Raw genomic sequence first — 25,171 nt, 5'->3', positions numbered from 1 at the left:
GGGGGGGGGAGAGAGAGAGAGGCGGGCCGCAGAGGGAGGGGCCTGAAGGAGGGGAGTGGGGTCAGAACTTGGGGGACGGGGACTGGGCCTCGACCATTTCCGCCGCCTCCTCCTTCGTCCCCACCGACGGCGGCGACCCCGACAGCGGCTGCTGGGCCGTCTCCTTCATGCAGGCCACCGCGATGATGCCGACGAGCGCCGCCGCCATCGAGTAGTAGGCCGGGACCATGTCCGTCCCCGTGACGCTGATCAGCGACGTTATCACCAGCGGGGCCGTGCCGCCGAAGAGGGAGGCGGAGAGGTTGTAGCCGACGGAGAGGGAGCCGTAGCGGACCGAGGTGGGGAAGAGGGCCGGGAGCGTCGCCGACATGGTGCCGAGGAGGCAGACCAGGGAGAGGCCGAGGAGGAGCATGCCCGCGGAGACCGCGAGCAGGCTGCCCTGCTTGATGAGCAGGAACGCCGGGATGGAGACGACCAGGAAGCTCACCATGCCCGTCATGAGCAGCGGCTTGCGGCCGAACCGGTCCGACAGCTTGCCCACCTGGCTGATGATCAGCATCAGGACGATCATGGTGCCGATGAGGATCAGCAGCCCGTGCGAGTCGTCGTAGCCGAGCTCGTCCGAGAGGTACGTCGGCATGTACGACAGCAGCATGTAGTCCGTGATGTTGTACGCGCCGACCAGCGCGACGCAGAGGATCAGCGTCGGCCAGTACTGGCTGAAGATCTTCTTGAGGTCGCCCTTGGCCGTGGTCTCCACGGTGGACGCGCCCTCGGAGGCGGCGTGGAAGCTCTGGTCCTCCATCTTCTGGAACGCGGGCGTCTCGTCGAGCTTCAGCCGCAGGTAGAGGCCGACGAGGCCGAGCGGGCCCGCCACCAGGAACGGGACGCGCCAGCCCCAGGACTCCATGGTGTCGGGGCCGAGCGCGGAGTTGAGGATCAGGACCAGGCCGGCCGCGCCGGTGTAGCCGGCGAGGGTGCCGAGTTCGAGGAAGCTGCCGAAGTAGCCGCGCCGCTTGTCGGGGGCGTACTCGGCGATGAAGGTGGAGGCGCCGCCGTACTCGCCGCCCGTCGAGAAGCCCTGCACCAGGCGGAAGAAGATCAGCAGGACCGGGGCCCAGAAGCCGATGGTGGCGTAGGACGGGATCAGACCGATGGCGAGGGTGCCGATGGCCATCATGATCATGGTCAGGGCGAGGACCTTCTTGCGGCCGATCTTGTCGCCCATCGGCCCGAAGACCATGCCGCCGATGGGGCGCACGAGGAACGAGACCGCGAAGGTCGCGAAGGACGAGATCAGCTGGACCGTGTCGTTTCCGGACGGGAAGAACACGTGGCCGATGGTGACGGCCAGATAGCTGTAGATGCCGAAGTCGAACCATTCCATGGCGTTGCCGAGCGAGGCCGCTTTGACCGCCCGCTTGACCGCGGCTTCGTCCGTGACCGTGATGTCGGTGCGCCGGAGCGGCGGGTTCCTGCGGCGTTTCACGGCCCGGAACAGCGTGCGATGACGTCTGACCGCTTCGTGATCGGCCTCGGTCGCTTCGTGGGCCGCCATGGAGTGGTTCCTTTCGTTCTTCGGACAAGCTCCCCCGTGGATCACTTGCTCGAACATCGCCGACGCAAACGGACGCCCCCCGTGAGGGGGGCGTTTGTCACAGTCCGGCGGGTATACGGGGCGCCCGCGCCCGGCGGCTCACACGCCGAGGTCCCTGATGATCTTCGCCACGTGGCCGGTCGCCTTCACGTTGTAGAACGCGTGCTCGACCTTGCCCTGTTCGTCGACGACCACGGTGGAGCGGATGACGCCGGTCACCGTCTTGCCGTACAGCTTCTTCTCGCCGAAGGCGCCGTACGCCTCAAGGGTCTCCTTGGAGGGGTCGCCGACCAGCGTGACCTTGAGGTTCTCCTTCTCGCGGAACTTCGCGAGCTTCTCCGGCTTGTCGGGCGACACGCCGATGACGTCGTAGCCCGCGGCGGCCAGCGCGTCGAGGTTGTCGGTGAAGTCGCAGGCCTGCTTGGTGCAGCCGGGGGTGAGCGCGGCCGGGTAGAAGTAGACGATGACCTTGCGGCCCTTGTGGTCCGCCAGGGAGACGTCCTTGCCGTCGGCGTCGGGCAGGGTGAAGGCGGGGGCGGTGTCGCCGGGCTGGAGTCGCTCGCTCATCTTCGGTCTCCTCGCGGGGGTGTTTCGCAACGGGGTGCTTCGCAACAGGTGTGGTGAACGGAGTCGAGCGTAATAGGGGTGCCGTGGGGTGCGGTGGGCCCGGAGCTGACAGACTGTGGGTCAGACGTTCATCGTTTCTCGAACACGAGCGAAACGACCGTAACGACCGATACGACCCACGGAGGCAGCGCGGTGTCGGATGCCAGGACCCCTGCGCAGATCGAGGCGGACATCAAGCGCCGGCGCGACCAGCTCGCCGATACGCTCGACGAGATCGGGGTGCGTGTCCACCCGAAGACGATCGTCGGTGACGCGAAGGCGAAGGTCGCGGCGAGCGTGGACAACTCACTCGGCCGGGCGTACGTGGGGGCGAACCGATTCGTCTCCGACGTGCGGGGCCAGCTCGTCTCACCGGACGGCTCGCCCCGCATCGAGCGGATCGTCCCGGTGGCCCTGGTGGCCGTGGGCCTCGTGGGGCTCCTCGTCGTGAGCTCCCGGCGCCGCAGCAGCTGATCTCCCGGTACCCGGGGACCACAGGGGCCGCCGGGGCAGGTAGGTTCGGGGCGTGAGCGCAAAGACCCACCACGACGACAAGCTGCCCATCCGCATGCTGCACGACCGCGTGCTCGTGCGGCAGGACACCAGCGAGGGCGAGCGCCGTTCCGGCGGCGGCATCCTGATTCCCGCGACGGCGGCCGTGGGCCGGCGGCTCGCGTGGGCCGAGGTGGTCGCGGTCGGGCAGAACGTCCGCACGGTCGAACCGGGCGACCGCGTCCTGTACGACCCGGAGGACCGCGCCGAGGTCGAGGTGCGGGGCGTGGCCTACGTCCTGATGCGCGAGCGCGATCTGCACGCCGTCGCCGCGGACCGGTTCGAGGGGTCCGAGGACACCACCGGGCTCTATCTGTAGAGGCGCGCCCGGACGGCAGGCCTTTCGTCGGAGGGGCCGGTGACCATCGTCACCGGCCCCTCCGACGTGCCGTTTGCTACCGTGGGGACACCCGACGAGACGCGCCGTACCGGGTTACGCAAAGACGACGCACCCCCATCAGTGGACGCCGCACGGCGTCCGTACTCGTCGGAGGTGCCGTCATGGCCTGGGTTCTGTTGATCATCGCCGGTCTGCTCGAAGTGGGCTGGTCGATCGGGATGAAGTACACCGAGGGATTCACCCGGCTCTGGCCGAGCCTCGGCACCGGCGCGGGCATCGTCGCCAGCATGGTGCTGCTGTCGTACGCGGCGAAGTCGCTGCCCATCGGCACGGCGTACGGCGTGTGGGTCGGCATCGGCGCGGCCGGTGCGGCGGTGCTCGGCATGGTGGTGCTCGGTGAGCCCGTCACCGCCGCCCGGATCTTCTTCGTCTGCCTGCTGCTCGTCGCCGTGGTCGGCCTGAAGGCGACCTCGGGCCACTGAGGCCTCAAGGTCGCAAGGGCTCGCGGGCCTCAAGGTCTGATGGCCTCAAGGTGTGAAGGGCCTCAAGGGTCCAGGCCTCCGATGACGTCCCCGTCCGTCGCGCCGCCGTCGGAGGCCGTTTCCCCGGGGCCCGTGCTGCCGCCGTTGGCCGGCCCGCCCTGTGCGGCGCCCCCGTCGGCCGTGCCGCCGTCGGTCTGGCCGCCGGTCGTCGACGGGCCGCCGTCCGTCTGGCCGCCCGTCGGATCACCGGTCTGGCCGCCGTCCGTGGGGCCCCCGTCCGTGGGACCGCCGTCGGTCGGCCCGCCGTCGGTGACGCCGCCGTCGCCCTGGCCGCCGTCGGTGGCGCCGCCGTCCGTGGGGCCCCCGCCGGTGGCGCCGCCGTCGGTGTCCGGCTCCTCGGTGTCGCCCGTGGCCGTCGGGTCGGGCGGCGGCGGCTGGTCCGCGCCCTCCTCGACGATCAGGTCGAAGTCCTTGACCGGCTCGCCCTCCAGGGCGTCCTTCGTGAACTGCGCCCAGATGCGGGCCGGGTAGCCGCCGCCGTTGATGCGGGCCTCGCCGAGCGCCCCGTACAGCGGGGTGTGCGCGCCCGTGTCGGGGTTCTGGCCCATGACGGCGACGACGGTGGCGAGGTCGGGCGTGTAGCCCGCGAACCAGGCCGCCGTGTCGTTCTCGGCGGTGCCCGTCTTCCCCGCGGCGGGGCGGCCCGCGCCCTGCGCGGCGGTGCCGGTGCCGCCCTCGACGACGCTCTGCAGGATGGAGGTGGTGGTGTCGGCGGCCTCGCGGGACACGGCCTGCTCGGTGGCGTCCTGGTCCGGCAGCTCGATCCGCTCGCCGTCCTTGGCGATCTCCTCGACGATCGTGTACGTGCCGTGCTTGCCGTGGTTGGCGAGGGTCGCGTACGCCTCGGTCATGTCCAGGACGCTCGCGGTGGACGGGCCGAGCGCGATGGAGGGGGAGGCCGTGAGGTCGGGGGTGTTCTTCGGGACGCCGAGGGCGATCGCGGTGTCCTTGACCTTCTCGGAGCCGACGTCGACGGCCATCTGCGCGTACACCGAGTTCACGGACTTGTCGGTGGCCTCGCGGACGGTGGTCCGGCCGTAGGAGACCTGGTCCTCGTTCTCGGGGGCGTACGCGCCGCCGCTCCAACCCTGCACCGGACGCTTGTTCGTGCCGTCGTAGACGGTGTTGGGCGTGATGGGGAGGCCGTCCTGGGTGACCGAGCCGTTCTCCACCGCGGAGGTGAAGACGAACGGCTTGAACGTGGAGCCGACCTGGTAGTCGCGGCGCGTGGCGTTGTTGACGTACTGCTTGGTGTAGTCGATGCCGCCGTACATCGCGACGACCTTGCCGGTGGCCGGGTCGATGGAGGCGCCGCCCGCGCGGACGTTGCGGTCGACCTTGCGGGCGTCCTTGTCGACCTTGGACATCACCTGGTCCTCCACGGCCTTCTTGAAGGCGTCCTGGCGGTCCTTCTGGAGGGTCGTGGTGATGCGGTAGCCGCCCTTGGCGAGCCGGTCCTCGTCGATGATCCTGTTGTCGGTGAGGTAGTCCTCGACGGCCTTGACCACGTAGCCGCGCTGCCCGGACAGGCCCGCGGTGCCCTTGGCCTCGTCGGGCATCGGGAACTTCATGCCCGCCCGCTCGGACCTGCCGAGCCAGCCCTGCTCGACCATGCCGTCGAGGACGTAGTTCCAGCGCCCGGTCGCGCGCGGCTTGTTCTCGGGGTGGGTGGCGACGTCGTAGGCGTTGGGGGAGTTGAGGAGCGTGGCGAGGTAGGCGCCCTCGGCGGTGGTGAGCTTCTTCACGTCCTTGCCGTAGTACGCCTGGGCCGCGGCCTGGATGCCGTAGGCGTTGCGGCCGAAGTAGCTGGTGTTGAGGTAGCCGGAGAGGATGTCGTCCTTGCTCACCTCGCGGTCCAGCTTGATCGCGATGAAGAACTCCTTGGCCTTGCGGGTGACCGTCTGCTCCTGGCCGAGGTAGTAGTTCTTCACGTACTGCTGGGTGATCGTGGAGCCGGACTGCTTGCCCTTGCCGGTGACGGTGTTGAAGGCCGCGCGGATCATCGCCTTGGGGTCGACGGCGGACTCGCTGTGGAAGTCGCGGTCCTCGGCGGCGAGCACGGCGTGCTGGACGGTCAGCGGGACCTGCTTGAGCTGCACGTTCTCGCGGTTGACCTTGCCGTCGCGGGCGATCTCGGTGCCGTCGGCGTAGAGGTAGACGTTGCTCTGCTTGGTGGCGGCGGCGTTGGCCGGGGGGATCTCCACCAGGAAGTAGCCGGTCATGAAGGCGCCCACGACCAGCAGGACGACGAGGATGAAGCCGCCGAGGACCATGCGCCAGGTGGGGAAGATCCGCCGCCAGCCCTTGCGCTTGGGCCGCTTGGGTTCCTTGCCCTTGCCGCCGGTCTTGCCACCGCCCTCGCCGCCGCCGTCGGCCCGGACGGACTCCGCGGTGTGCCCGGCCCCCGCCCCGTCACCGCCGGCCGCGCCGCCCCCGCCGGCCGCCGTGCCCTCGGGGGCGCCCGACGGCCTGTCCTCGGGCTCCCTGGGCGCCCAGCCCTGGCGCCCCTCATCAGGGCCCTGCCGCTGCGGCTCGTCGCTCATGTCTCGCGGAACTCCCGGTTAGCGTCGTACGTCCAGTACGCCTCGTACACCCCATTGCACACTGCCGTCACACCCGCCGGTGACCAAGGCACGCGCCCTGGTACCCGAAAATGCCTGGCACGCGTGGTCTCCCCCACACTACGATCCTGGGCTTTGCTCCGTTTCGGGGCGAGGCTCACGGTGGAAGGGATGCACGTGCGTACAGGACGGTTCCGTTTGTACGCCGCCGTCGCGCAATCGGCCTTCCGCAGATACGCCACGTATCGGATCGCCACGGCGGCGGGGGTGTTCACCAACACGGTCTTCGGGCTGATCCTGGCGTACACCTACATCGCGCTCTGGGACGAGCGGCCGGGGCTCGGCGGATACGACCAGGCGCAGGCGGTCACGTACGTGTGGCTGGGGCAGGCGCTGCTCACGGTGATGGCGCTGATGGGCGGCGGCTTCGAGGCGGAGCTGATCGAGCGCATCCGCACCGGCGACATCGCCGTCGACCTGTACCGCCCCGCCGACCTCCAGGCGTGGTGGCTGGCGACCGACGCGGGCCGGGGCCTGTTCCAGCTCCTCGGGCGCGGTGTGGCGCCGATGGCCGTCGGCGCGCTGGTCTTCGACCTGGCGCTGCCCACGGAGCCGCTGCGCTGGCTGGCGTTCGCGGTGGCGGTCGCGCTCGGCGTCCTGGTCAGCTTCGCGATCCGCTTCCTGGTGGCGCTCTCCGCGTTCTGGCTGATGGACGGGGCGGGCGTGACGCAGGTGGCGATGCTGGCGGGCACCTTCTTCTCCGGGATGCTGCTGCCGCTGAACGTCTTCCCCGGGGTGCTCGGCGAGATCGCCCGCGCGCTGCCCTGGTCGGCGCTGCTCCAGCTCCCCGCCGACGTCTTCCTCGGCACGGTCGGCGGCGCGGACCTGCTCGGCACGTACGCCTTCCAGCTCGGCTGGGCGGTGGCGCTGTTCGCGGCCGGACGGCTGCTCCAGGCGGTCGCGACGCGCCGGGTGGTGGTCCAGGGTGGCTGAGACCTCGCGGGCGTCGGAGCCGTCGCGGCTGCGTGAGGGGCTGCGGGCCTATCTGCTGATCTCCGCCATGTGGATCCGCTCCCTGATGGCCTACCGCGTGTCCTTCGCGATGACCGCGTTCGGCAACTTCGCGGTGACCGCCTTCGACTTCGCGGCGATCCTGCTGATGTTCTCCCAGGTGGACCGGCTCGGCGGCTACTCCCTGTCCGAGATCGCCTTCCTGTACGGGGTCTCGTGCACGGCGTTCGGCTTCGCGGACCTCGCCATGGGCTCGATGGACCGGCTCGGCAGGCGGGTGCGCGACGGCACGCTGGACACGCTGCTGGTGCGGCCCGCCCCGGTCATCGCCCAGGTCGCCGCCGACCGCTTCGGGCTGCACAGGATCGGGCGCCTGACGCAGGGCTCGCTCGTCCTCGTGTACGCGCTCGTGGCCGCGGACGTCGACTGGACGCCGCTGAAGGCGGCGATGGTCCCGCTGATGCTGCTCTGCGGCGCCGCCATCTTCGCGGCCCTGTTCGTGGCGGGCGGCGCCTTCCAGTTCCTCGCGCAGGACGCGGCCGAGGTGCAGAACGCCTTCACCTACGGGGGCACCACGCTGCTCCAGTACCCGCCGACCGTCTTCGCCAAGGACCTGGTGCGCGGCGTCACCTTCATCCTGCCGCTGGCCTTCGTGAACTGGCTGCCCGCGCTGTACGTCCTGGGGCGGCCCTATCCGCTGGACCTGCCGGAGTGGGTGGCTTTCACGCCGCCGGCGGTGGCCGCGGCCTGTCTGGGGCTCGCGGGTCTGGTGTGGCGCTCGGGTCTTCGTTCGTATCGCAGCACAGGGAGCTGAACCGCGGTGGCAGAGACAGCAGGGCCGGAGAACCTGATCGTTCTCGACGGCGTCGAGAAGGTCTTCGACGTCCGCAAGAAGACGGGGTTCCTGCGGCGCGAGCGGCGGCAGGTGCGGGCCGTCGACGGGATCTCGTTCACGGTGCCGCGCGGGGAGATGGTCGGCTACATCGGGCCGAACGGCGCCGGGAAGTCGACGACGATCAAGATGCTGACCGGCATCCTCACCCCGAGCGGCGGGCGGCTGCGCGTCGCCGGGATCGATCCCTCCCGCGAGCGGACCCGCCTCGCCCGCCGGATCGGCGTGGTCTTCGGGCAGCGCACCACGCTCTGGTGGGACCTGCCGCTGATCGACTCCTACCGCCTGATGCACCGCATGTACCGCATCCCCGACGCCCGCTTCCGCGAGAACCTCGACCGGTGCGTGGAACTCCTCGAACTCGGCGCCCTCCTCGACGTCCCCGTGCGGCAGCTCTCGCTTGGGCAGCGGATGCGCGGCGACATCGCGGCGGCGCTCCTGCACGACCCGGAGGTGCTCTACCTGGACGAGCCGACGATCGGCCTCGACGTCGTCAGCAAGGCGAAGGTGCGGGGGTTCCTGCGGGACCTGAACGCCGAGTCCGGCACGACGGTCCTGCTCACCACACACGACCTCACCGACATCGAGCAGCTGTGCCGCCGGGTGATGGTCATCGACCACGGGCGCCTGATGTACGACGGCGCGCTCGCCGGGCTGCACGAGGTGGGGGAGAGCGAGCGCACCCTCGTAGTGGACCTGGAGCGGGAGCTTCCGCCGATCGACGCCGGTTCGGCGCGGGTGGTGAGGGTGGAGGGGCCGCGGCAGTGGCTCGCGTTCCCCGCCGCGGAGTCGGCGGCTCCGCTCGTCGCGCGGATCGCGGCGGAGTACCCGCTGGCCGATCTGTCGGTCAGGGAGCCGGACATCGAAGCGGTCATCGCCAAGATGTACGCGGAGAAGACGAACTCGTAGGCTGCACACCATGAGTGACGCTGCATCGTCCGGGGGGACACCCCACGAGCCCGCAGGGCCCCGACTGCCCGATCTGCGGGCCTCCGACGCCGACCGCGAGCGGGTCGCCGAGCAACTCAGGGACGCGATGGCCGAGGGCCGTCTGGACATGACGGAGTTCGAGGAGCGGCTCGACGCCACGTACAAGGCCCGTACGTACGGCGAGCTGGAGCCGATCACCAGTGATCTGCCCTCGCACGGGGCCAAGGTGTCGATGGTGAAGCGGCAGGTGGGCGACGACGACCCGGCCGGGGTCGACTGGGCGCGGCGGATGGTCGACGGCGAACCCACCTCGACCGGCGGCTTCGCGCTCTGGAGCGGGTTCAGCCGCAAGGGCGGCTGGACGATCGGGCGGCAGTTCACGGCGTTCGCGATGTGGGGCGGCGGTGAGATCGACCTGCGGGAGGCGTACTTCGCCGACCGCGACGTGGAGATCCGCTGCTTCACGATCATGGGCGGTCTGCAGGTCATCGTGCCGCCCGAACTGAACGTCACCGTCAAGGGCTTCGGCATCATGGGCGGCGTGGACGACGAGGCGACCGGCCTCGGCACCCCGGGCTCGCCGCGCGTGGTCGTCAAGGGGTACGCGCTGATGGGCGGCGTCGGCGTCGAGCGGAAGCTGCGCAGGGCCGAGAAGCTGCGGATCAAGGAGGAGCGCCGCCTGGAGCGTCTCGAACGCCGTGAGCGGCGCCGCGCGGCGCACTGGGAGCGCTCCGAGCAGCACCGCGTCGAGCACGAGGAGCGCCATGAGCTCCAGATGCGCGGACACGAGGACATCCTGGACGAGCACCGGAGGCAGCGGGAGCGCCGCAGGGAGCGCGACTGAGGTCCGCCGCCGGGAGGGGCCCGGCGGCGGCGCGGGTTACAGCTCCGCCGCGGCCGAGCCCTTCAGGTGCGCGAGGTCGAACGTCTGCGCCATCTTGCGGTAGCCCGCGTCGGACGGGTGCAGGTGGTCGCCGGAGTCGTACTGGGCGCGCAGGCTGCGCGGGTCGTACGGGTCGCGCAGGGCGCGGTCGAAGTCGACGAAGTCGTCGAAGACCTCGCCGGAGCGGATCTGCTCGTTCACCGACTGCCGGACCGCTTCGAGGCCCGGCTCGTACCCCCGGTGGCCGCCGAAGGGCATCAGCGTCGCGCCGACGACGCGCAGGCCGCGGGTGTGCGCCTGGCGGGTCAGCTCGCGCAGGCCCCCGACGATGCGGTCGGGGTCGTTCTGGTGCGGGTTGCGCAGGATGTCGTTGACCCCGAGGGCGATGACGACGGCCTTGACGCCCGTGCGGTCGAGGACGTCGCGGTCGAAGCGGGAGAGGCCGCTGGGGTTCACGGCGGGCTGTCCGTTGCCGTCGGAGAGGACGCGGTTGCCGCTGATGCCCTGGTTGACCACGCCGTAGCGGGGTGCGCCCGGCTCGTCGCGCATGCGGTCGGCGAGGACGTCGGTCCAGCGGCGGTTGGCGCCCATCGTGGAGGAGATGCCGTCGGTGATGGAGTCGCCGAGGACGACGACGGTGCCGTCGGCCTCGTTGCTCAGCACGTCCACCGCGGTGAGGTAGCGCCAGAACGGGCTCTGCTCGGTGTACGCGTCGGCGTTCGGGTCCTCGGTGTGGTCGCCGTCCGCCACGTAGCTGATCTGGCGTGCGTGGGGGTGGTAGGTGACCGGGCCCGAAGGGGTGGGGGAGTACGTGGTGACGAGGAGGTCGCTGTCGTGCGGGACGCGGAGCCTGGCCGCGTCGCTCATCACCTGGGCGCCCGGCGGGATGATCACCGAGGTGTTGCCGTTGAAGGTCAGGCGGCGCAGCGTGCCGGCCGCGGCGGCCGGGTCGTTCGTGGCGGAGGCCACCGCGATGGAGGCGTGCGTGATGCTGAGCGGCGTGGCCCCGTACAGGTTGGAGAGGGTGATGCGGGCGCTGGCCCCGCCGACGCTGGTGTGCACGACGTTGCGGATGGAGCGGCCCGCGAAACCCTTCCGTTCGGTGCGCGGTTCGGCGCCGGCGGGGGAGGCGGACCAGGAGCCGACCCAGGTGCCCGAAGAGGCGGGTGCGGCGGAGTTGCGCGGGTGGCGTCCACCGGCGTTGATGGTGTCCCGCGAGTCGTCGCCGGCGCCCGTGACACCGACGTATATGGCGGCGGAGACCACCACTATGACCGCGAGGACCGCGGCGAGAAGGGCATAACCGTGTCGCTTGGTCATGCGGGATCTTTCTCCTCGGGCAGGGGGAGCCCCGAGGCTCCGGTGTGATCACCCCATGATGCGGCATGGGCCGTGAGGCGGCCGACGGTGCCCCCCTCCGCATTACCAGACGCCGGGAACTTGTCGTTCGTTCCAGGAGTAGGTCAGGAAGGGACGAAGAACACATGACGCGGAGACAATGCGGATGAGGACGAGGCGGACGGGTCGGGTGGTGTGAGTGAACCGCACAAAGGCGGAGGAAGCGACGGAACCGGACAGGGGGGACGGCGGGCGGCCCACTCGCTCCGCCGGCGCAACGGGTCCGGGCGGTTTTGCGACCCGGGGCGGCTTCACCTATAGCGCCGCCGACGAGGAGAAGCGGCGCGGGGTGCGCCGCATGAAGATGACGGCCACCGGCCTGCTCGTTTTCGTCGCGGTGGTCTACGTCCTGGCGAAGTGGGCGCAGCACTCCGGCGCCGGCGCCTGGGCGGGGTATGTCGCGGCGGCGGCCGAGGCGGGCATGGTCGGCGCGCTCGCCGACTGGTTCGCGGTGAGCGCCCTCTTCAGGCACCCGCTCGGCCTGCCCATCCCGCACACCGCGATCATCCCGAACAAGAAGGACCAACTGGGCGCCTCGCTCGGGGATTTCGTCGGGGAGAACTTCCTCTCCGGTGACGTCGTGCGCACCCGCCTGCACGCCGTCGGCATCGGGGGCCGCCTCGGCGCCTGGCTCGCCGAGCCCGCGCACGCCGACCGCGTCACCGCCGAACTGGCGACGGCGCTGCGGGGCGCCCTCACCGTGCTGCGCGACTCCGACGTGCAGGCGGTCGTCGGCGAGGCCATCACGCGCCGCGCCGACGCGCGGGAGATCGCGCCGAGCGTCGGCAGGATGCTGGAGAAGGTCGTCGCGGACGGCGGCCACAAGCGGGTCGTGGACCTGGTCTGCGTACGGGCGCACGACTGGCTGGTCGAGCACGGCGAATCCGTGATGGACGCCGTCCAGGGCGGCGCGCCCGGCTGGACCCCGCGGTTCGTCGACAAGCGGGTCGGCGAGCGGGTCTACAAGGAACTGCTGCGCTTCGTCACCGAGATGCGGGACATGCCCGAGCACCCCGCGCGCGGCGCCGTCGACCGCTTCCTCGCCGACTTCGCCGCGGACCTGCAGTCCGACTCCGACACCCGCGCCCGCGTGGAGCGTCTCAAGCGGGAGATCCTGGCGCGCGGCGAGGTGCAGGACCTGATCGCCTCGGCCTGGTCGTCCGTGCGCGCGATGATCGTGGCAGCCGCCGAGGACGAGCGCAGCGAGCTGCGCCTGCGGGTGCGGGCTTCGCTGCTCTCGCTCGGCGCGCGGATGGCCGAGGACGGGCGGCTCCAGCGGAAGGTCGACGGCTGGGTCGAGGGCGCCGCGGTGTACGTGGTGACGACGTACCGCGACGAGATCACCTCGCTCATCACCGACACGGTGGCGGGCTGGGACGCGGAGCACACCTCGAAGAAGATCGAGGCGCACATCGGCCGCGACCTGCAGTTCATCCGGATCAACGGCACGGTGGTCGGCTCACTGGCGGGCCTGGCGATCTACACGGTGTCGCGGCTCGCCGGGGCGTAGGCGGGGCCGGGGGGCCGCCCGGCGGGCTCCGACGCGCGTGAGAGGGCGTTCACCGGGCACTCTGGAGACGTTCTCCCGACGACGAGAGAGCCGTCGCCCGGACCCCGCCGAGCCGTGGGCCGGCGACGTGGGAGCAGCGGAAGGAGCCGCCCGCCATGACCGCGTCGTCCACGCCCGCACCGCCGCCGAACCGGGGCGGCACCGGCACCGTCACCACGGCCGTGCCCGCCCGTCTGGACCGGCTGCCCTGGTCGCGCTGGCACTGGATGATCGTCATCGGCCTCGGCACCGTCTGGATCCTGGACGGCCTGGAAGTGACCACCGTCGGCAACATCGCGAGCCGCCTCTCCGAGGAGGGCAGCGGCCTCGCGATCAGCTCCGCCCAGGTCACCGGCATCGCGGCAGCCCTCTATGTGGCGGGGGCCTGCGCGGGCGCCCTCTTCTTCGGCCGCCTCACGGACAAGTTCGGCCGAAAAAAGCTCTTCATGGTCACCCTCGCGGTGTACCTCGCCGCCACCGCGCTCACCGCGCTCTCGTTCGACGCCTGGTGGTTCTTCGTCTTCCGGTTCCTCACCGGTTTCGGCATCGGCGGCGAGTACGCGGCCATCAACTCCGCCATCGACGAACTCATCCCGTCCAAGTACCGCGGCCGCGTGGACCTGATCATCAACGGCAGCTACTGGCTGGGCGCGATCGGCGGCTCCCTGCTCTCCGTCGTCATGCTGAACACCAGCATCTTCCCCAAGGACCTCGGCTGGCGGCTCACCTTCGCCCTCGGCGTCGTCCTCGGCCTGGCGATCCTCCTCGTCCGCCGCCACGTCCCGGAGAGCCCGCGCTGGCAGTTCATCCACGGCCGGGGCGAGGAGGCGGACGCCCTGGTCACGTCGGTGGAGCGGGAGATCGAGAAGGAGAAGGGCGAACGCCTGCCACCCCCCGGCCAGGAGATCACCATCCACCAGCGCAAGAGCATCGGCTTCGGCCTGATCGCCAGGACGGTCTTCCGCGACTACCCCAAGCGCGCGGTGCTCGGCCTGTCCCTCTTCGTCGGCCAGGCGTTCCTCTACAACGCCATCACCTTCGGCTTCGGCGCGATCCTCACCAAGTTCTACGACACGCCCTCGGGCAGCACGGGCTACTACTTCGCCGTCATCGCGGCCGGTAACTTCCTGGGCCCGCTCTTCCTCGGCAAGCTCTTCGACACGGTGGGCCGCCGCATCATGATCTCCTCCACGTACCTCCTCTCCGGCATCCTGCTCTTCGCCACGGCCTGGCTCTTCGACCGGGGCTCGCTGAGCGCGGCGACCCTGACGGCCTGCTGGTGCGTCGTCCTGTTCTTCGCCTCGGCGGGCGCGAGCAGCGCCTACCTCACGGTCTCCGAGATCTTCCCCATGGAGACCCGCGCCATGGCCATCGCCTTCTTCTACGCGATCGGCACCGCGGCAGGCGGCATCAGCGGCCCGCTGATCTTCGCGAAGCTGACCGAGTCGGGCGTCGTCGGCGACACGGTCCTCGCCTTCCAGATCGGCGCGGGCCTGATGTGCGCGGCGGGCCTGGTGGCGGCGGCCCTGGCGGTCAATGCGGAACGCCGCTCACTGGAGGACATCGCGAAGCCGCTCTCCACAGTGGAGTGACAGGCGCCCTCACACGGCCGTCCGGCACTCCGGAACCCCCCGCACCACCAGGACGACGAGCGAGGCGGCGACACACAGCACCCCCACCCCCACCCACATCACGTCGTACGAACCGAACGCGTCCCGCGCGAGCCCTCCGGCGAACGCCACCGCACCGGCCCCCACCTGGTGCGCGGTGCTGACCCACCCGAAGACGACGGGGGCGTCGGCGCCGAAGTGCGCCCGGCACAGGGCGACGGTCGGCGGCACGGTCGCCACGTCGAGCAGCCCGAACAGCACGGCGAACGCGAGGAGCGGCACGTCGACCGTGGCCGCGAGGAGCAGCGGCAGCGCGAAGAGGCAGAGCGCGCGCAGGGCGTAGTACGCGGTGAGCAGCCGCCGCGCGTCGAACCGGTCGGTGGCCCAGCCGGACCCCACGGTCCCCGCGACGTTGCAGAGCCCGATGACCGAGAGCAGCGAGGCGGCGACGGTCACCGGCATCCCGTGGTCGTGCGCGGCGGGCGCGAAGTGCGTCCACAGCACGCCGTTCGTGGACGCCCCGCAGACCGCGAAGGTCCCGGCCAGCAGCCAGAAGGGCGCGGTGCGGGCGGCCCGGCCGAGGACGGCGAGGGCCCGGGACTCCACGGCCTTCGGGCCCGCCGCGGCTTCGGGGTCGCGGACGGAGGCCCAGACCGCCGGGCAGGCCAGCGTGGCGGCGCCGGTGAGCACGTAGGCGGCGACACGCCACTCGTACGACTCGACGATCCACGAGAGCAGGGGCAGGAAAGCGAACTGTCCGATCACGCCGGCCGCCGTGAGCATCCCGGTCACGAGGCCGCGCCGCGCGGTGAACCAGCGCTCGCCGACGGTGGCGGCGAACGTGGCGGCGGTGGCCCCGGTGCCGAGCCCGACGAGCACCCCCCAATACAGCACGAACTGCCAGGGCGAGGTCATCGTGGTGGTGAGCGCCGCCCCCGCCCCCACGAGCAGCAGCGCCCCCGTGGCCACGCGCCGCATCCCGAGCCGGTCCATCAGCGCCGCGGCGAAGGGGGCGGTGGCCCCGTAGACGACCATGTTGACGAGCGACCCGAGCCCGACGGACGACCGTGACCAGCCCAGATCCTCGTGCAACGGCCCGACGAGCAGCCCGGCGAGGGTACTGAAGCTCCCGGCGACGACGATGGCGAGAGCGGCCCCGGAGGCGACGCGCCAGGGACGCCGCGAGGGCCTGACGAGGGTGATCTCCATGTCCATGGACAAGAGCGTGCGCGGAGGCCCGGGGCGCCCACGACTGGCCGGATGGCCGCGATGTGCAAGGATCTGGCCATGGCGGACGTGGTGGGCATGACGGGCGTGGCAGCGGGCTCGGCCGACGACGGCGGCGGGAGGTCGCCGGCGTCCCCCTACCCGGTTGCGGTCCTGATCCGGGACGGCGTGCTGCCGATGGAGCTGGGCCTGGTGCACCAACTCCTCGGCACGGCGCGTTCGGCCGACGGTCGGCCCCTGTACTCCGTACGCACGTGCGCGCCCCGCCCCGGCATGGTGCGCACGGACGCGGACTTCCCGGTCTACGCCGAGCACGGCCTGGACGCGGTGGCGGCGGCGGACACGGTGATCGTCCCGGCCTCGCACGAGAGCGACGAGGCGCTGGCACCGGGCGGCCTGGACGCGGAGGTGACGCGCGCCCTGCGCTCCGCCGCCCGGGTGGCATCGATCTGCACGGGTTCCTTCGTCCTCGCGGCGGCCGGCCTCCTGGACGGCCGAAGGGCGACGACGCACTGGATGTCGGCGGACCGCTTCGCCAGGGCGTTCCCGCTGACCACGGTGGACGCGGACGTCCTGTACGTGGACGAGGGCGACGTGCTGACGTCGGCGGGCGAGGCGGCGGGCATCGACCTCTGCCTGCACATGATCCGCGAGGACCACGGCGCGGCGGTGGCGGCGGACGTGGCCCGCCGCACGGTGGTGCCCCCGCACCGGGAGGGCGGCCAGGCCCAGTACATCCGCCGCCCGCTGGCGGAACCGGGGCTGGCGTCGACGGGCCGCGCCCGCGCCTACGCGCTGAAGCACCTGGCCGACCCGCTGACGCTGGCCGCGCTGGCGGAGGTGGAGTCGATGAGCGTGCGGACGTTCAGCCGCCGCTTCCGCGAGGAGACCGGCCTGGCGCCGATGCAGTGGCTGACCCAGCGCCGGCTGGACCGGGCGCGGCAGCTCCTGGAGGAGACGGACCACACGGTGGACCGCGTCGCGGCGGAGGCGGGCTTCGGCACGGGCGCCTCGCTGCGGCAGCACTTCGCGCTGGGGGTCGGGGTGGCGCCGGGGGCGTACCGGGCGACGTTCCGGGGCGGCCGTCCGTAGCCTCCGCAGAGCGGGGCGTCCTGGCTCCGGCCGGGGCTCCGACCGGGGTGAGGCTCGGACCTGGCGCTTATCGGGCCGTGGCCGGGCCCGGGGCTCAGCCTTGGCGTCGGTCGGCGAGGGCCCAGGAGGCGAGCGCGACGCCGCCGGCGACCCCGAGGACGGCGGGCCAGGCGCCGACCTTCTTGGCGAGCGGATGGGAGCCTCCGAACCCGGCGAGGTATGCGGCGCTGAGCGCGGCGGCCGTCTTGTTCCCCGCGCTCTCCCGCCACTGCCGGGCGGCGGCGACCCCGGCGGCGGCCAGCACGGCTCCGCCGAGGGGCCGCTTCTTGGTGAACCGGGCGGTGGCGTACCCGCCGACCAGACCGCCCGCGGCCACGACTGCTCCGGGAATCCTCGCCATGGTGGGTCCGCCTCTCGTGGATACGTCCGTGATGTCCTCTGGTGAGAGGTTAACGCGGGGCGATCGGGGGCGGGGCGGGACGGGGTGGAACGGGGTGGTGGCCGGGGGGGGGGCGGGCTCAGAGTTTCGGCTCGACGGGGCCGGGCTGCGCGGCGGCCCAGGCGGCGAGGACCTCCACCGCGGCCGAGCGCGGCGCCCCTTCGACGGCCACCTCGTCGAGCATCCGCCGCTCGGCGCTCGGCAGGGCGATGTCGCGGTAGAACCGCAGGTCCTCGTGCCCGTTGGCGGCGGCGTCACGCGTGGTGGCCCCGTACACGACGCGCGGAATACCGGCCCAGTAACAGGCGACGAGGCACATGGGACACGGCTCGCTGCTGGCATACAGCACGGCGTCCCCCATGGAGATCCGCCCGAGCCGCCGCCCCGCGTCCCGCAAGGCCATGACCTCGGCATGGGCGGTCGGATCGTTCATGGCGACAACGGAATTCACCCCCTCCCCCACGACTTCCCCGCCCACGACGACGACGGCCCCGAAGGGCTTGGCGGTGCTGCCGGGGAGGAGGGAGCGACGGGAGTTCTCGATGGCCAAGTCGAGGAACTCGCGGTCTTGGGGGTGTTCGGGGGCGTGGGGCATGGGGCTCTCCTCGATAGCCGTGGCTGGTCAGAGGCGTCGTCACGACACGCTGACCCTATGCTCGCCGGGTATCCAGTGGCTCGTCGGCGACCCGCCTGGAGCGGCCTACCTCCCGTGCCGCAGAGTCTCCAGGAAGCCGACCCACGTTTCGGCCTGTACGGCGACCAGAGCGGCCCCTGGCCGCTTCGAGTCACGTATGAGGACATCGTCGCCGGTGACGGCCACCTCGACGCATTCGGTCTCGTTGCCGCCGCTGTACGACGACTTGAACCATGCGGGGCTGCCGTCGGCTGCAGGGCTGGTACTCATGCCATCTCCTCGCGAACTCGCTCGATCAGGGCCGACGACGCGGCCATGTCCAGTGCCTGTGCGCGGAGATAGTCGAACGCCAGCCGGTATCTGTCCAGTTCCTCGTCCTTCTCCATGAACACCGAGCCGACGTGCAGATCGACGTAGACGACGTCCAGGGTGGATTCACGGCCACAGAAGACGACGAAGCTGCCGAGGGCAGCGGTGTGGGCGCCACGGGAGAAGGGGAGCACCTGCAGCGTGATGTGAGGCGATTCGTTGGCTCGCAGCAGGTGGTCGAGTTGCTCCCGCATCACCGCGGGTGAGCCGACGACCCGCCGGATAACGGATTCGTCGAGGATGGCCCAGAGGCGCAACGGGGTTGGCCTTCTGAGAACGTCTTGGCGCTTCATGCGGATGTCGACCAGCCGCTCGATGTCTTCGGGGGTGCGCTCTATCTCGTTCGCCTGCTGTACGGCGGAGGTGTAGCTGCGGGTCTGCAACAGCCCTGGCACGTAGACACAGGAAAAGTGCTCTTCCCGGGTGGCTTCATCCTCCAGAGTCAGCAAGAGGTTCATGCTCTCCGGGATGGAGTCCGAGAAGGACCTCCACCAACCCTGCTGCTTCACGTCCTTGGCCAGGGAGATCAGGGCGTTGCGCTCGGCTTCGGTTGCGTCGTAGGCGCGGCAAAGTGCTTCCACGACCAGCCACTTGACGGGACCTTCACGGGTCTCGTACCGGCTGACGGTCGCCTTCGAGACGCCGACGCGCAATCCGGCTTCTTCCAGGGTCAGTCCATTGCGGGCGCGGAGTTTGCGCAGCGTCGCGCCCAGTTGGCGTCGGCGGGTGGTGGGCCTCGCAGACACGTCGGATACCTCCATGCTGCCGCGGGCGATCTGCACGCTGGCCGCAATGAGGCTACGCAGCCCACTCGTTGGAGCCATGGGAATCACTCGATCGATTCTCGTGAGAAGTTACACAGCGAGACTTCTCGATGCCATACTCACCCCTGAATCGATCACACACGGTGTTTGGGCGGCTGCGTATGGTGCGCACCTGTGTGATCCGGGAGGGAGTGACGTCATGGCGGTCTACGAGGAATCTGCACTGGGTCAGCGCTGCGTGCTGCCGTTCTGTGCCGAACCGGAAGAAGTCGGAAAGCTGCGGAACGCTGTCCGGGGCGCGCTGCGGAGATGGGGTGCTGCCGTTGTCGCAGAGGAGGCCGAGCTGGCCGTGACCGAGTTGGCGACGAACATCATCAAGCACGTAGGGCAGGGGACGGCTGCGACGCTCGTCATGGAGGCGAAAGCGGACCGCGTCCGACTGGAGCTGCATGACAAGAGCAGTCTCGCGCCGGTTATGGGCTCTGCCGGTTGTGACGAAGAGTGCGGCCGCGGGCTGCATCTGCTCGCTGCCATGAGTCTGGACTGGGGCGCTCTGCTGACGGTCTCAGGCAAAGCGGTGTGGTGCGAACTCTCGCTGGGGCCCCTGCAGTGCCCGCGGGGCCGGCGGGCGGCGGCGGTGCTGGAGGCGTATCAGCAACTGGCCGGCTCGGGAATGGCGGCGCCGTCGGCGCGCGTAGTCCTGGAGGCGTCGGCCGCCGACATGATCGTTGACCTGTTGCACTGGCTCGCCCAGCGAGGGCTCGACCCGGACGAGGTGCTCGACGATGCGCAGGCGCGCTATGAAGCAGTGGTCGATGCGGCCTGAGCGCTGCCGGGAGCGGATGTATGCATCAGAGCCCTCAGCGCATCGGGTGTGCGCCAGGATTCTCCGGGGCGGTTCTTGTGGCACATGCGATGACAGTTCGCACACAGACAGGCAAGGTCATCGAGCCTCGTGCTCCGAGTCCCCGACGCGTGGAGGGGGGTGACGTGGTGCACTTCGATGTATCCCTCGCCCAGCGGCCCGTAGGCCTGCGCGAAGTCGAAGTCGCAGACTTCACACCGCAGGGGTCTGCCGCCTTGCCGAGCCTGCTTGATCTTCAGGCGGCGAAGTTTCGGGTCACGCTCGCGGGCGAGAGCCCGCCGGACGAGCAGTCGGCCCTCCACCGCGGTGACGCCTGTGTCATCGTCTTCATCCGGCTGCGGCGGGATGAGCTGCAGCTGGCCCGAGGCGATGCCCTCTTCGATCGCGTCGGCGGCGTCGAGCATCTCCTGCTCGCGGTCGATGAAGGCCCTGATCATCAGTCGTGTGGGCTCACCGCACTTGGTGCCCTTGCCGTTGTACGCGGGGTGGTTGGCCGCGAAATCACTGGTTTTGCGGCTAACGCTGCCAGCCGATCTGAAACCGCGGAGGGACCTTGCCTCCGCAGGGTGGATGGGCAGCGACCGAAGCAGCTCGGACAGTTCTTGAACCGCAGGGTCCTCAGTCCGTAACTCATGCCAGCCGTTCCTTACTACGAGCGCGCCCGCCAATACGAGTTCATCCTCGGCCCACGTGGGAGTTCGCATGCGCGATATCGTATGCGTGTTCGTGGTGACGCCTTAATTAAGCCGGCGAACCTGCTGCGGAGTTACACGTAGCCACCCCTCAGAGGGGGAGCGTTGCCATGGGTGTTCACAGCGGGAATTGGCAGTCAGATACCGGTGCCGGCTGGTGGGAGCCGCTACCGCACCCCGTGGCACCCCCCATAAGCCACCCCGGACCCGCACCAGCACTGCCCACCGGCCTCCGGGGGCCAGGAGGTTGCCCGGCCGCGGGCGGCGAGTGTCGTGGCGTACTGGGGGAGCAGGTCCGGCTGGTCCGGGGGTGTGCCCTCCGAGGCCGCGAAGGCCTCGTAGGAGGGGACCGTGCCCGTCACGACGCCGAGGTTCGGGGTGCCCGAGGCGGCGAGTTCGCGCAGCGAGGACTCTATGGTCGCCAGGTGTGCCTCGTGCGAGGGGTACTCCGAGGCCAGGGCGGGGTACGCCGCCAGGAGTTCCGTCAGTTCGTCCGCCGGCCAGCGCAGGATCGCCACCGGGAAGGGGCGGGACAGGGCCTGGCGGTAGGAGCCCAGCTCGGCCTGGATGCGGGCGATCTCCGCGCGCAGCTCCGCCGGGTTCTCCGAGCCGAGGGACCACACCCGCTTCGGGTCGTGCAGTTCGTCCAGCGGGACCTGGGCCGTGGAGACCCGGTCCGCCAGCGCGTCCCACGCGTCGTGCTCCGCGCCGAGCAGGCGGCGTACGCGGTGGCGGCCGAAGAGGAGCGGGTGCGTCGTGTACGGGGGGTCCTGCGTCTCGGCGGGGACCAGCAGCGTGGCCGCCTCCGTGAACGTCTCGTGCGCCTGTTCCAGCTCGTCGTGCTGTTCCAGTGACTCCGCCACGATCACCCACGGCGCCGGGTCCCTCGGGGCCGCCGCGCGGACCCCGGCGATGATCGCGCGGGCCTCCGCCTCGTGCCCGTACTCCCAGAGGTTCGACGCCTTCAGGGCGCGGATCAGGAGCGGGGCGGCAGCGGGCCGCGGGGCGGTGGGCGACAGCAGGCGGTCGTAGAGCGTGGTCGCCTCGTCGCGGGCGCCGGCCAGTTCGAGGTGGGCCGCGGCCTGGATGAGGAGGTGCTCGGTGTCCTCCGGGTACATGCCGGCCGTGCGCTCCAGGCGCGCGGCTTCGGCGATGTGGTCGGTGTCGACGTGGTCGGCGGCAGCAGGCTTCTCGGGGCGCATACGGGACACGGTACTGCCGAGCGGGCCTCTTGCAGGAGGGCCCTGCGGGTTCGGCCTGCACGCGGGCAGGCGGGCGGGGGGGCGGGTTCTGGCCGCAGGCCCGCCCGGGGCGCGCCCCGCCCACCGCCCCACGACCACCCACCCCGATAGGCTCGGCTTCCGTGATCGTCAGACGTTCCCCCCGCCGCCCCCACCTCCTGTGGCTGCTCGTCCCCTTCGTGCTGTATCTGGGCGTGCTCCCGCTCGTCAATCGTGTGCGGCCGGTCGTGTTCGGGGTGCCGTTCCTCTTCTTCTGGCTGCTCGTGGCCACGCTGCTCACGCCCCTGTGCGTCTGGCTCGCCCACCGCGGTGACCGGCGGATCGAGGGTGGGCGGCCGGGGAGCCGGTCATGAGTGACGGAGCCGTCGCCACCACCATCTTCGCCGTCTTCATGGCCGGCGCCGTCGCCCTCGGGCTCGCCGCCGTCCGCGGGCGCGGCAAGCAGGGCGGGCTCGCCGAGTGGTCCGTGGGCGGGCGCAGCCTCGGGGCCGTGTTCATCTGGGTGCTGATGGCGGGGGAGGGGTACACCAGCTTCAGCTATCTGGGGGCCGCGGGCTGGGGGTACAACTACGGGGCGCCCGTGCTGTACGTCGTCGCGTACATGAGTTGCGGGTACGCCGTCGGCTACGTCGTCGGGCCCATGCTGTGGGCCTACGCCAGGCGGCACGGGCTCGTCAGCATCTCGGACATGGTCGCCCACCGGTACGGGCGGCCGTGGCTCGGCGCCGGTGTCGCGCTGCTGGTCACGGTCTTCCTGCTGCCCTACATCCAGCTGCAGATCACCGGCATGGGCGTCGTCGTCTCCACCATCTCCTACGGCGCCATCAGCCTGAACTGGGCCTACTTCATCGGCTTCGCCGTCACCACCGGTTTCGTGGTGGTGAGCGGGCTGCGCGGGAGCGCCTGGGTCTCCGTCCTCAAGGACGTACTCGTCATCGGGACCCTCGCCTTCCTCGTCGTCTACGTGCCCCTCCACTACTTCGACGGCTACGGGGACTTCCTCGACCGGGTGGTTCGGGAGAAGAGCGACTGGCTGACGCTGCCGGGGAGCGGCGGCAGCCGGTACGGGGAGGCGTGGTTCGCCACGACCTCGCTGCTCAACGCCCTGACGGTCGTCATCTTCCCCACCACCGTCGCCGGGTACCTGGGCGCCCGCAGCGCCGACGGGCTGCGGCGCAACGCCATCTGGCTGCCCGCCTACAACGTGCTCCTCTTCGTCCCCATGCTCCTCGGCATGGCCGCGCTCTTCGTCGTTCCGGGGCTCGTCGGCGCGGAGTCCAACCTCGCGCTGTTCAAGCTGGTCGTCGACTCGCTGCCCGCGTGGGGCGTCGGCGTCATCGGGGTCGCCGCCGCGCTCTCCTCCATCGTGCCGATGGCGGTGTTCATGCTGGTCATCGGGACGATGTGGGGGAGCAGCGTGCTGTCCCTGCTGCCCCGGTGGCGCGGGCCGCGGCGGCAGAAGCTGGCCTCGCAGGCCGTGGTCGTCGTCGCGGGCGCGCTCGCCCTCGTCCTCACCTACGCGGCGCCCAACACCCTCGTGCGGCTCTCCCTCATCTCCTACGAGGGCATGGCCCAGCTCGTCCCCATGCTGCTCATCGGCCTCGTCTGGCGGAAGCTGACCCTCGCGGGGGCGGTGAGCGGGCTCGTCGTGGGCGTCGGGATCGTCTGCGCGCTGGTCTTCAGCGACCACGATCCCGTGTTCGGTGTGAACGCCGGGATCGTCGCGCTCGCCGTGAACCTGGCCGTGGCCCTCGGGGTGTCGTACGCGGGACCCGCCGGGCGGCGTGACGAGCGGCCCGACGCCGAGGTCCTCGCGCGTGATCCGCTGGGGGCGGAGGGCGAGGACGGCGCGGATGGTGCGGACGGTGAGGGCGAGCGGGGCGTGCGGGCAGCCGCCGGGCCCTGACCTGACGGAGCCCGCCACCTGCCGCCCGCCGGTTCGTCGGCCCCGGTCGGCTCCTCGGCCCCCCGGTCGGTCCCTCGGCCCCCGGCCAGCTCCTTCAGGCCGGTGACGTCCATCCTGTATAACGGCAGTACGACACAACGGCAGTACGCATATAAGACTGCCGCACGGCCCAGCGGCCGTGCGGCGGAGACAGAGACGGAGAGGGGGGAAGTGACGATGCGCGAGCTGTTCCGCGGTGTGAGAGCCGCCCTGCGCCCCGCCCTGCTTCTCCTGTTCCTCCTCGTCGAGGTCGTCCTCGTCGACACCGGCAGCCTCACGGCCGCCGTCGCGCTCGCCGCGACCGCCGCCGCCGGCGCCGCGCTCGCGGTCTGCTCCGTGATCGCCGCGCGCTGCGCGCCCGCCGTGCCCCGCACCAGGGTGCGCACGGCCATCAGGGACCGGGAGCGGCGTACCGCGTTCCTGCCCCAGCGCGACCCCGACGCCAGGGGCCGCAGGCGCCCCCGAGCACCCGGCCGTCCCCTCCTGACGGCCGCGTAGGGGAACGCCACCTCCCGTAGAGCGCCAGCCCCTCGCGGGTCGTCATGCCGAGCTGATCACCACTCAGCCGATCGCCACTCAGCCGATCGCCACTCAGGCGATCGACACTCCCGGCACGACGAGATCCCCGGAGGGCTTCTCCATGTCCGACCTCTTCTCCTCTTTCATGTCCGTGTTCGCCGAGCTGGTCGAGCACATCGCCGACGCCGTCGAACCGCTCTTCCACGGCTCGGCGACCGCCGCCGCGATCGTGCTCTTCACCGCCTGCGTACGGCTCCTCGTACACCCGTTGTCGCGTGCGGCGGCCCGTGGCCAGAAGGCGCGCGCCAAGCTCTCGCCGCAGATCGCGGAGTTGCGCGAGAAGCACGCCAAGAACCCGGACCGGATGCAGAAGGCCATCCTCGAACTGCACGCGAAGGAGAAGGTCTCGCCGCTGTCCGGGTGCCTGCCGAGCCTCCTCCAGCTGCCGGCGTTCTTCCTGCTCTACCACCTCTTCTCCAGTTCGAGCATCGGCGGCGAGGCGAACGCGCTGCTCGGCCACACCCTCTTCGCCGCGCCGCTGGGCGACCGGTGGACCGACGCGCTGGGCGAGGGCGGGGTCCTCGGGGCGCAGGGGCTCGTGTACCTCGCCCTGTTCGCGGTCGTCGCGGCCGTGGCGACCTTCAACTACCGGCGAACCAAGCAGCAGATGGCGGCCACGCCGCAGGCCGGGGGGAACGGGGACCCGCAGGTGCCGGGCATGGGGGCCATGATGAAGGTGATGCCGCTGATGTCGTTCATGACACTGATCACCGTGGCCGTGGTGCCGCTGGCCGCCGCCCTGTACGTGGTGACGAGCACGACCTGGAGCGCGGTGGAGCGGGCGTTCCTGTACCGCGACGTTCCCGCGGGCGCGGCGGCCCTGGCCACGGGTGTCTGAGCGCTCCCGGGCCGC

General features: G+C 71.0%; 26 protein-coding genes and 1 riboswitch. Of the genes, 15 read left to right on the top strand and 11 right to left on the bottom strand.

Going from position 1 to position 25,171, the window contains the following annotated elements; genetic code table 11:
- Nucleotides 1-61: 61 nt before the first annotated feature.
- Complete coding sequence (proP, locus tag DCW30_RS06445) at nucleotides 62-1,558, bottom strand: glycine betaine/L-proline transporter ProP (protein ID WP_076685954.1); 1,497 nt, start codon at nucleotides 1,556-1,558, stop codon at nucleotides 62-64.
- Nucleotides 1,559-1,696: 138 nt separating this feature from the next.
- Nucleotides 1,697-2,164, bottom strand: a complete 468-nt coding sequence (gene bcp / locus DCW30_RS06440) for a thioredoxin-dependent thiol peroxidase (RefSeq protein WP_076685955.1) — start codon at nucleotides 2,162-2,164, stop codon at nucleotides 1,697-1,699.
- Nucleotides 2,165-2,356: 192 nt separating this feature from the next.
- On the opposite strand from bcp, the gene DCW30_RS06435 reads away from it, so the two are divergent.
- The 3 genes from DCW30_RS06435 (at nucleotide 2,357) to DCW30_RS06425 (ending at nucleotide 3,577) form a co-directional block, all read left to right on the top strand.
- Nucleotides 2,357-2,677 carry a DUF3618 domain-containing protein gene (locus DCW30_RS06435; protein ID WP_076685957.1) on the top strand — a complete coding sequence of 107 codons (321 nt, stop codon included), beginning with the start codon at nucleotides 2,357-2,359 and terminating at the stop codon, nucleotides 2,675-2,677.
- 52 nt (nucleotides 2,678-2,729) lie between these two features.
- Complete coding sequence (locus tag DCW30_RS06430) at nucleotides 2,730-3,074, top strand: GroES family chaperonin (protein ID WP_062776278.1); 345 nt, start codon at nucleotides 2,730-2,732, stop codon at nucleotides 3,072-3,074.
- Between the two features lie 68 nt (nucleotides 3,075-3,142).
- Nucleotides 3,143-3,208, top strand: a riboswitch (guanidine-III (ykkC-III) riboswitch).
- 48 nt (nucleotides 3,209-3,256) lie between these two features.
- On the top strand, nucleotides 3,257-3,577 hold the full coding sequence (locus tag DCW30_RS06425) for a DMT family transporter (RefSeq protein WP_062776280.1): 321 nt from the start codon (nucleotides 3,257-3,259) through the stop codon (nucleotides 3,575-3,577).
- Between the two features lie 62 nt (nucleotides 3,578-3,639).
- Here DCW30_RS06425 and DCW30_RS06420 read toward each other — a convergent pair whose 3' ends face one another.
- Complete coding sequence (locus DCW30_RS06420; RefSeq protein ID WP_079250114.1) at nucleotides 3,640-6,180, bottom strand: transglycosylase domain-containing protein; 2,541 nt, start codon at nucleotides 6,178-6,180, stop codon at nucleotides 3,640-3,642.
- Between the two features lie 189 nt (nucleotides 6,181-6,369).
- Here DCW30_RS06420 and DCW30_RS06415 point away from each other — a divergent pair, with 189 nt between their 5' ends.
- Genes DCW30_RS06415 through DCW30_RS06400 form a run of 4 tightly spaced genes read left to right on the top strand, consistent with a single transcriptional unit; the run spans nucleotide 6,370 to nucleotide 9,875 of the window.
- Nucleotides 6,370-7,191 carry an ABC transporter permease gene (locus DCW30_RS06415; RefSeq protein WP_076685959.1) on the top strand — a complete coding sequence of 274 codons (822 nt, stop codon included), beginning with the start codon at nucleotides 6,370-6,372 and terminating at the stop codon, nucleotides 7,189-7,191.
- Nucleotides 7,184-8,023, top strand: a complete 840-nt coding sequence (locus DCW30_RS06410) for an ABC transporter permease (RefSeq protein ID WP_076685960.1) — start codon at nucleotides 7,184-7,186, stop codon at nucleotides 8,021-8,023. The genes DCW30_RS06415 and DCW30_RS06410 overlap by 8 nt, the downstream gene beginning before the upstream one ends.
- 6 nt (nucleotides 8,024-8,029) lie before the next feature.
- Nucleotides 8,030-9,010, top strand: coding sequence for an ABC transporter ATP-binding protein (locus DCW30_RS06405; RefSeq protein ID WP_076685963.1), 981 nt, complete (start codon nucleotides 8,030-8,032; stop codon nucleotides 9,008-9,010).
- A gap of 10 nt (nucleotides 9,011-9,020) precedes the next feature.
- Complete coding sequence (locus DCW30_RS06400) at nucleotides 9,021-9,875, top strand: DUF1707 SHOCT-like domain-containing protein (protein ID WP_062776288.1); 855 nt, start codon at nucleotides 9,021-9,023, stop codon at nucleotides 9,873-9,875.
- A gap of 36 nt (nucleotides 9,876-9,911) precedes the next feature.
- Here the strand turns inward: DCW30_RS06400 and DCW30_RS06395 are convergent, their stop codons facing one another.
- The gene (locus tag DCW30_RS06395; protein ID WP_076685965.1) at nucleotides 9,912-11,234 is read right to left on the bottom strand and encodes an SGNH/GDSL hydrolase family protein; all 1,323 of its coding nucleotides are present in this window, start codon (nucleotides 11,232-11,234) and stop codon (nucleotides 9,912-9,914) included.
- Between the two features lie 217 nt (nucleotides 11,235-11,451).
- Between DCW30_RS06395 and DCW30_RS06390 the strand changes: the two genes are divergently transcribed.
- Together DCW30_RS06390 and DCW30_RS06385 are read left to right on the top strand one after the other, a co-directional pair.
- Nucleotides 11,452-12,822: a DUF445 domain-containing protein gene (locus DCW30_RS06390; RefSeq protein WP_373569083.1), complete on the top strand. Its 1,371-nt coding sequence runs from the start codon at nucleotides 11,452-11,454 to the stop codon at nucleotides 12,820-12,822.
- Nucleotides 12,823-12,977: 155 nt separating this feature from the next.
- Entirely contained in the window at nucleotides 12,978-14,453 is a 1,476-nt protein-coding gene (locus DCW30_RS06385; RefSeq protein WP_076685968.1) for an MFS transporter, read from the top strand.
- 9 nt (nucleotides 14,454-14,462) lie between these two features.
- On the opposite strand, the gene DCW30_RS06380 is transcribed toward DCW30_RS06385, so the two are convergent.
- A complete protein-coding gene (locus DCW30_RS06380) occupies nucleotides 14,463-15,686 on the bottom strand; it encodes an MFS transporter (RefSeq protein WP_076685970.1) in 1,224 nt (407 codons plus the stop codon).
- A 90-nt stretch (nucleotides 15,687-15,776) separates the two neighbouring features.
- Here DCW30_RS06380 and DCW30_RS06375 point away from each other — a divergent pair, with 90 nt between their 5' ends.
- A complete protein-coding gene (locus tag DCW30_RS06375; protein ID WP_076689270.1) occupies nucleotides 15,777-16,790 on the top strand; it encodes a GlxA family transcriptional regulator in 1,014 nt (337 codons plus the stop codon).
- Nucleotides 16,791-16,884: 94 nt separating this feature from the next.
- Here DCW30_RS06375 and DCW30_RS06370 read toward each other — a convergent pair whose 3' ends face one another.
- The 4 genes from DCW30_RS06370 to DCW30_RS06355 all read right to left on the bottom strand — a co-directional run bounded on the left by DCW30_RS06370 (nucleotide 16,885) and on the right by DCW30_RS06355 (nucleotide 18,978).
- Nucleotides 16,885-17,190 carry a hypothetical protein gene (locus tag DCW30_RS06370; protein ID WP_076685972.1) on the bottom strand — a complete coding sequence of 102 codons (306 nt, stop codon included), beginning with the start codon at nucleotides 17,188-17,190 and terminating at the stop codon, nucleotides 16,885-16,887.
- Nucleotides 17,191-17,308: 118 nt separating this feature from the next.
- Nucleotides 17,309-17,824, bottom strand: a complete 516-nt coding sequence (locus tag DCW30_RS06365; RefSeq protein ID WP_076685975.1) for a nucleoside deaminase — start codon at nucleotides 17,822-17,824, stop codon at nucleotides 17,309-17,311.
- A 105-nt stretch (nucleotides 17,825-17,929) separates the two neighbouring features.
- Nucleotides 17,930-18,133: a DUF397 domain-containing protein gene (locus tag DCW30_RS06360; protein ID WP_076685977.1), complete on the bottom strand. Its 204-nt coding sequence runs from the start codon at nucleotides 18,131-18,133 to the stop codon at nucleotides 17,930-17,932.
- Nucleotides 18,130-18,978, bottom strand: coding sequence for a helix-turn-helix domain-containing protein (locus DCW30_RS06355; protein WP_129299884.1), 849 nt, complete (start codon nucleotides 18,976-18,978; stop codon nucleotides 18,130-18,132). Before DCW30_RS06355 ends, DCW30_RS06360 begins: the two co-directional genes overlap by 4 nt.
- Nucleotides 18,979-19,195: 217 nt before the next feature.
- Between DCW30_RS06355 and DCW30_RS06350 the strand changes: the two genes are divergently transcribed.
- Nucleotides 19,196-19,822, top strand: coding sequence for an ATP-binding protein (locus DCW30_RS06350; protein ID WP_076685980.1), 627 nt, complete (start codon nucleotides 19,196-19,198; stop codon nucleotides 19,820-19,822).
- On the opposite strand, the gene DCW30_RS06345 is transcribed toward DCW30_RS06350, so the two are convergent.
- Together DCW30_RS06345 and DCW30_RS06340 are read right to left on the bottom strand one after the other, a co-directional pair.
- Nucleotides 19,795-20,565, bottom strand: a complete 771-nt coding sequence (locus DCW30_RS06345) for an HNH endonuclease (protein ID WP_076685981.1) — start codon at nucleotides 20,563-20,565, stop codon at nucleotides 19,795-19,797. The genes DCW30_RS06350 and DCW30_RS06345 overlap by 28 nt on opposite strands.
- Before the next feature lie 155 nt (nucleotides 20,566-20,720).
- Nucleotides 20,721-21,755 carry a hypothetical protein gene (locus DCW30_RS06340; RefSeq protein WP_076685983.1) on the bottom strand — a complete coding sequence of 345 codons (1,035 nt, stop codon included), beginning with the start codon at nucleotides 21,753-21,755 and terminating at the stop codon, nucleotides 20,721-20,723.
- Between the two features lie 164 nt (nucleotides 21,756-21,919).
- Between DCW30_RS06340 and DCW30_RS06335 the strand changes: the two genes are divergently transcribed.
- The 4 genes from DCW30_RS06335 to DCW30_RS06320 all read left to right on the top strand — a co-directional run bounded on the left by DCW30_RS06335 (nucleotide 21,920) and on the right by DCW30_RS06320 (nucleotide 25,156).
- The gene (locus tag DCW30_RS06335; RefSeq protein WP_076689274.1) at nucleotides 21,920-22,147 is read left to right on the top strand and encodes a DUF3311 domain-containing protein; all 228 of its coding nucleotides are present in this window, start codon (nucleotides 21,920-21,922) and stop codon (nucleotides 22,145-22,147) included.
- On the top strand, nucleotides 22,144-23,700 hold the full coding sequence (locus DCW30_RS06330) for a sodium:solute symporter family protein (RefSeq protein WP_076685985.1): 1,557 nt from the start codon (nucleotides 22,144-22,146) through the stop codon (nucleotides 23,698-23,700). Before DCW30_RS06335 ends, DCW30_RS06330 begins: the two co-directional genes overlap by 4 nt.
- 216 nt (nucleotides 23,701-23,916) lie before the next feature.
- Entirely contained in the window at nucleotides 23,917-24,237 is a 321-nt protein-coding gene (locus tag DCW30_RS06325) for a DUF6412 domain-containing protein (protein WP_062770617.1), read from the top strand.
- Nucleotides 24,238-24,379: 142 nt separating this feature from the next.
- Nucleotides 24,380-25,156, top strand: a complete 777-nt coding sequence (locus DCW30_RS06320; RefSeq protein ID WP_076685987.1) for a YidC/Oxa1 family membrane protein insertase — start codon at nucleotides 24,380-24,382, stop codon at nucleotides 25,154-25,156.
- Nucleotides 25,157-25,171 lie beyond the last annotated feature (15 nt).

The organism is Streptomyces alfalfae (assembly GCF_004127445.1).
GTDB classification, from domain to species: Bacteria; Actinomycetota; Actinomycetes; order Streptomycetales; family Streptomycetaceae; genus Streptomyces; species Streptomyces alfalfae.
The sequence above is the reverse complement of the archived record's forward strand: the minus strand, read 5'-3'. Positions and strand labels throughout refer to the sequence as shown.

Coding starts and splice junctions, on each gene's coding strand:
- proP (WP_076685954.1), bottom strand. CDS start 1,558: ATGGCGGCCCACGAAGCGACCGAGGCCGATCACGAAGCGGTCAGACGT.
- bcp (WP_076685955.1), bottom strand. CDS start 2,164: ATGAGCGAGCGACTCCAGCCCGGCGACACCGCCCCCGCCTTCACCCTG.
- DCW30_RS06425 (WP_062776280.1), top strand. CDS start 3,257: ATGGCCTGGGTTCTGTTGATCATCGCCGGTCTGCTCGAAGTGGGCTGG.
- DCW30_RS06420 (WP_079250114.1), bottom strand. CDS start 6,180: ATGAGCGACGAGCCGCAGCGGCAGGGCCCTGATGAGGGGCGCCAGGGC.
- DCW30_RS06415 (WP_076685959.1), top strand. CDS start 6,370: ATGCACGTGCGTACAGGACGGTTCCGTTTGTACGCCGCCGTCGCGCAA.
- DCW30_RS06400 (WP_062776288.1), top strand. CDS start 9,021: ATGAGTGACGCTGCATCGTCCGGGGGGACACCCCACGAGCCCGCAGGG.
- DCW30_RS06395 (WP_076685965.1), bottom strand. CDS start 11,234: ATGACCAAGCGACACGGTTATGCCCTTCTCGCCGCGGTCCTCGCGGTC.
- DCW30_RS06385 (WP_076685968.1), top strand. CDS start 12,978: ATGACCGCGTCGTCCACGCCCGCACCGCCGCCGAACCGGGGCGGCACC.
- DCW30_RS06380 (WP_076685970.1), bottom strand. CDS start 15,686: ATGGACATGGAGATCACCCTCGTCAGGCCCTCGCGGCGTCCCTGGCGC.
- DCW30_RS06375 (WP_076689270.1), top strand. CDS start 15,777: ATGACGGGCGTGGCAGCGGGCTCGGCCGACGACGGCGGCGGGAGGTCG.
- DCW30_RS06370 (WP_076685972.1), bottom strand. CDS start 17,190: ATGGCGAGGATTCCCGGAGCAGTCGTGGCCGCGGGCGGTCTGGTCGGC.
- DCW30_RS06365 (WP_076685975.1), bottom strand. CDS start 17,824: ATGCCCCACGCCCCCGAACACCCCCAAGACCGCGAGTTCCTCGACTTG.
- DCW30_RS06360 (WP_076685977.1), bottom strand. CDS start 18,133: ATGAGTACCAGCCCTGCAGCCGACGGCAGCCCCGCATGGTTCAAGTCG.
- DCW30_RS06350 (WP_076685980.1), top strand. CDS start 19,196: ATGGCGGTCTACGAGGAATCTGCACTGGGTCAGCGCTGCGTGCTGCCG.
- DCW30_RS06345 (WP_076685981.1), bottom strand. CDS start 20,565: ATGCGAACTCCCACGTGGGCCGAGGATGAACTCGTATTGGCGGGCGCG.
- DCW30_RS06340 (WP_076685983.1), bottom strand. CDS start 21,755: ATGCGCCCCGAGAAGCCTGCTGCCGCCGACCACGTCGACACCGACCAC.
- DCW30_RS06330 (WP_076685985.1), top strand. CDS start 22,144: ATGAGTGACGGAGCCGTCGCCACCACCATCTTCGCCGTCTTCATGGCC.
- DCW30_RS06325 (WP_062770617.1), top strand. CDS start 23,917: ATGCGCGAGCTGTTCCGCGGTGTGAGAGCCGCCCTGCGCCCCGCCCTG.
- DCW30_RS06320 (WP_076685987.1), top strand. CDS start 24,380: ATGTCCGACCTCTTCTCCTCTTTCATGTCCGTGTTCGCCGAGCTGGTC.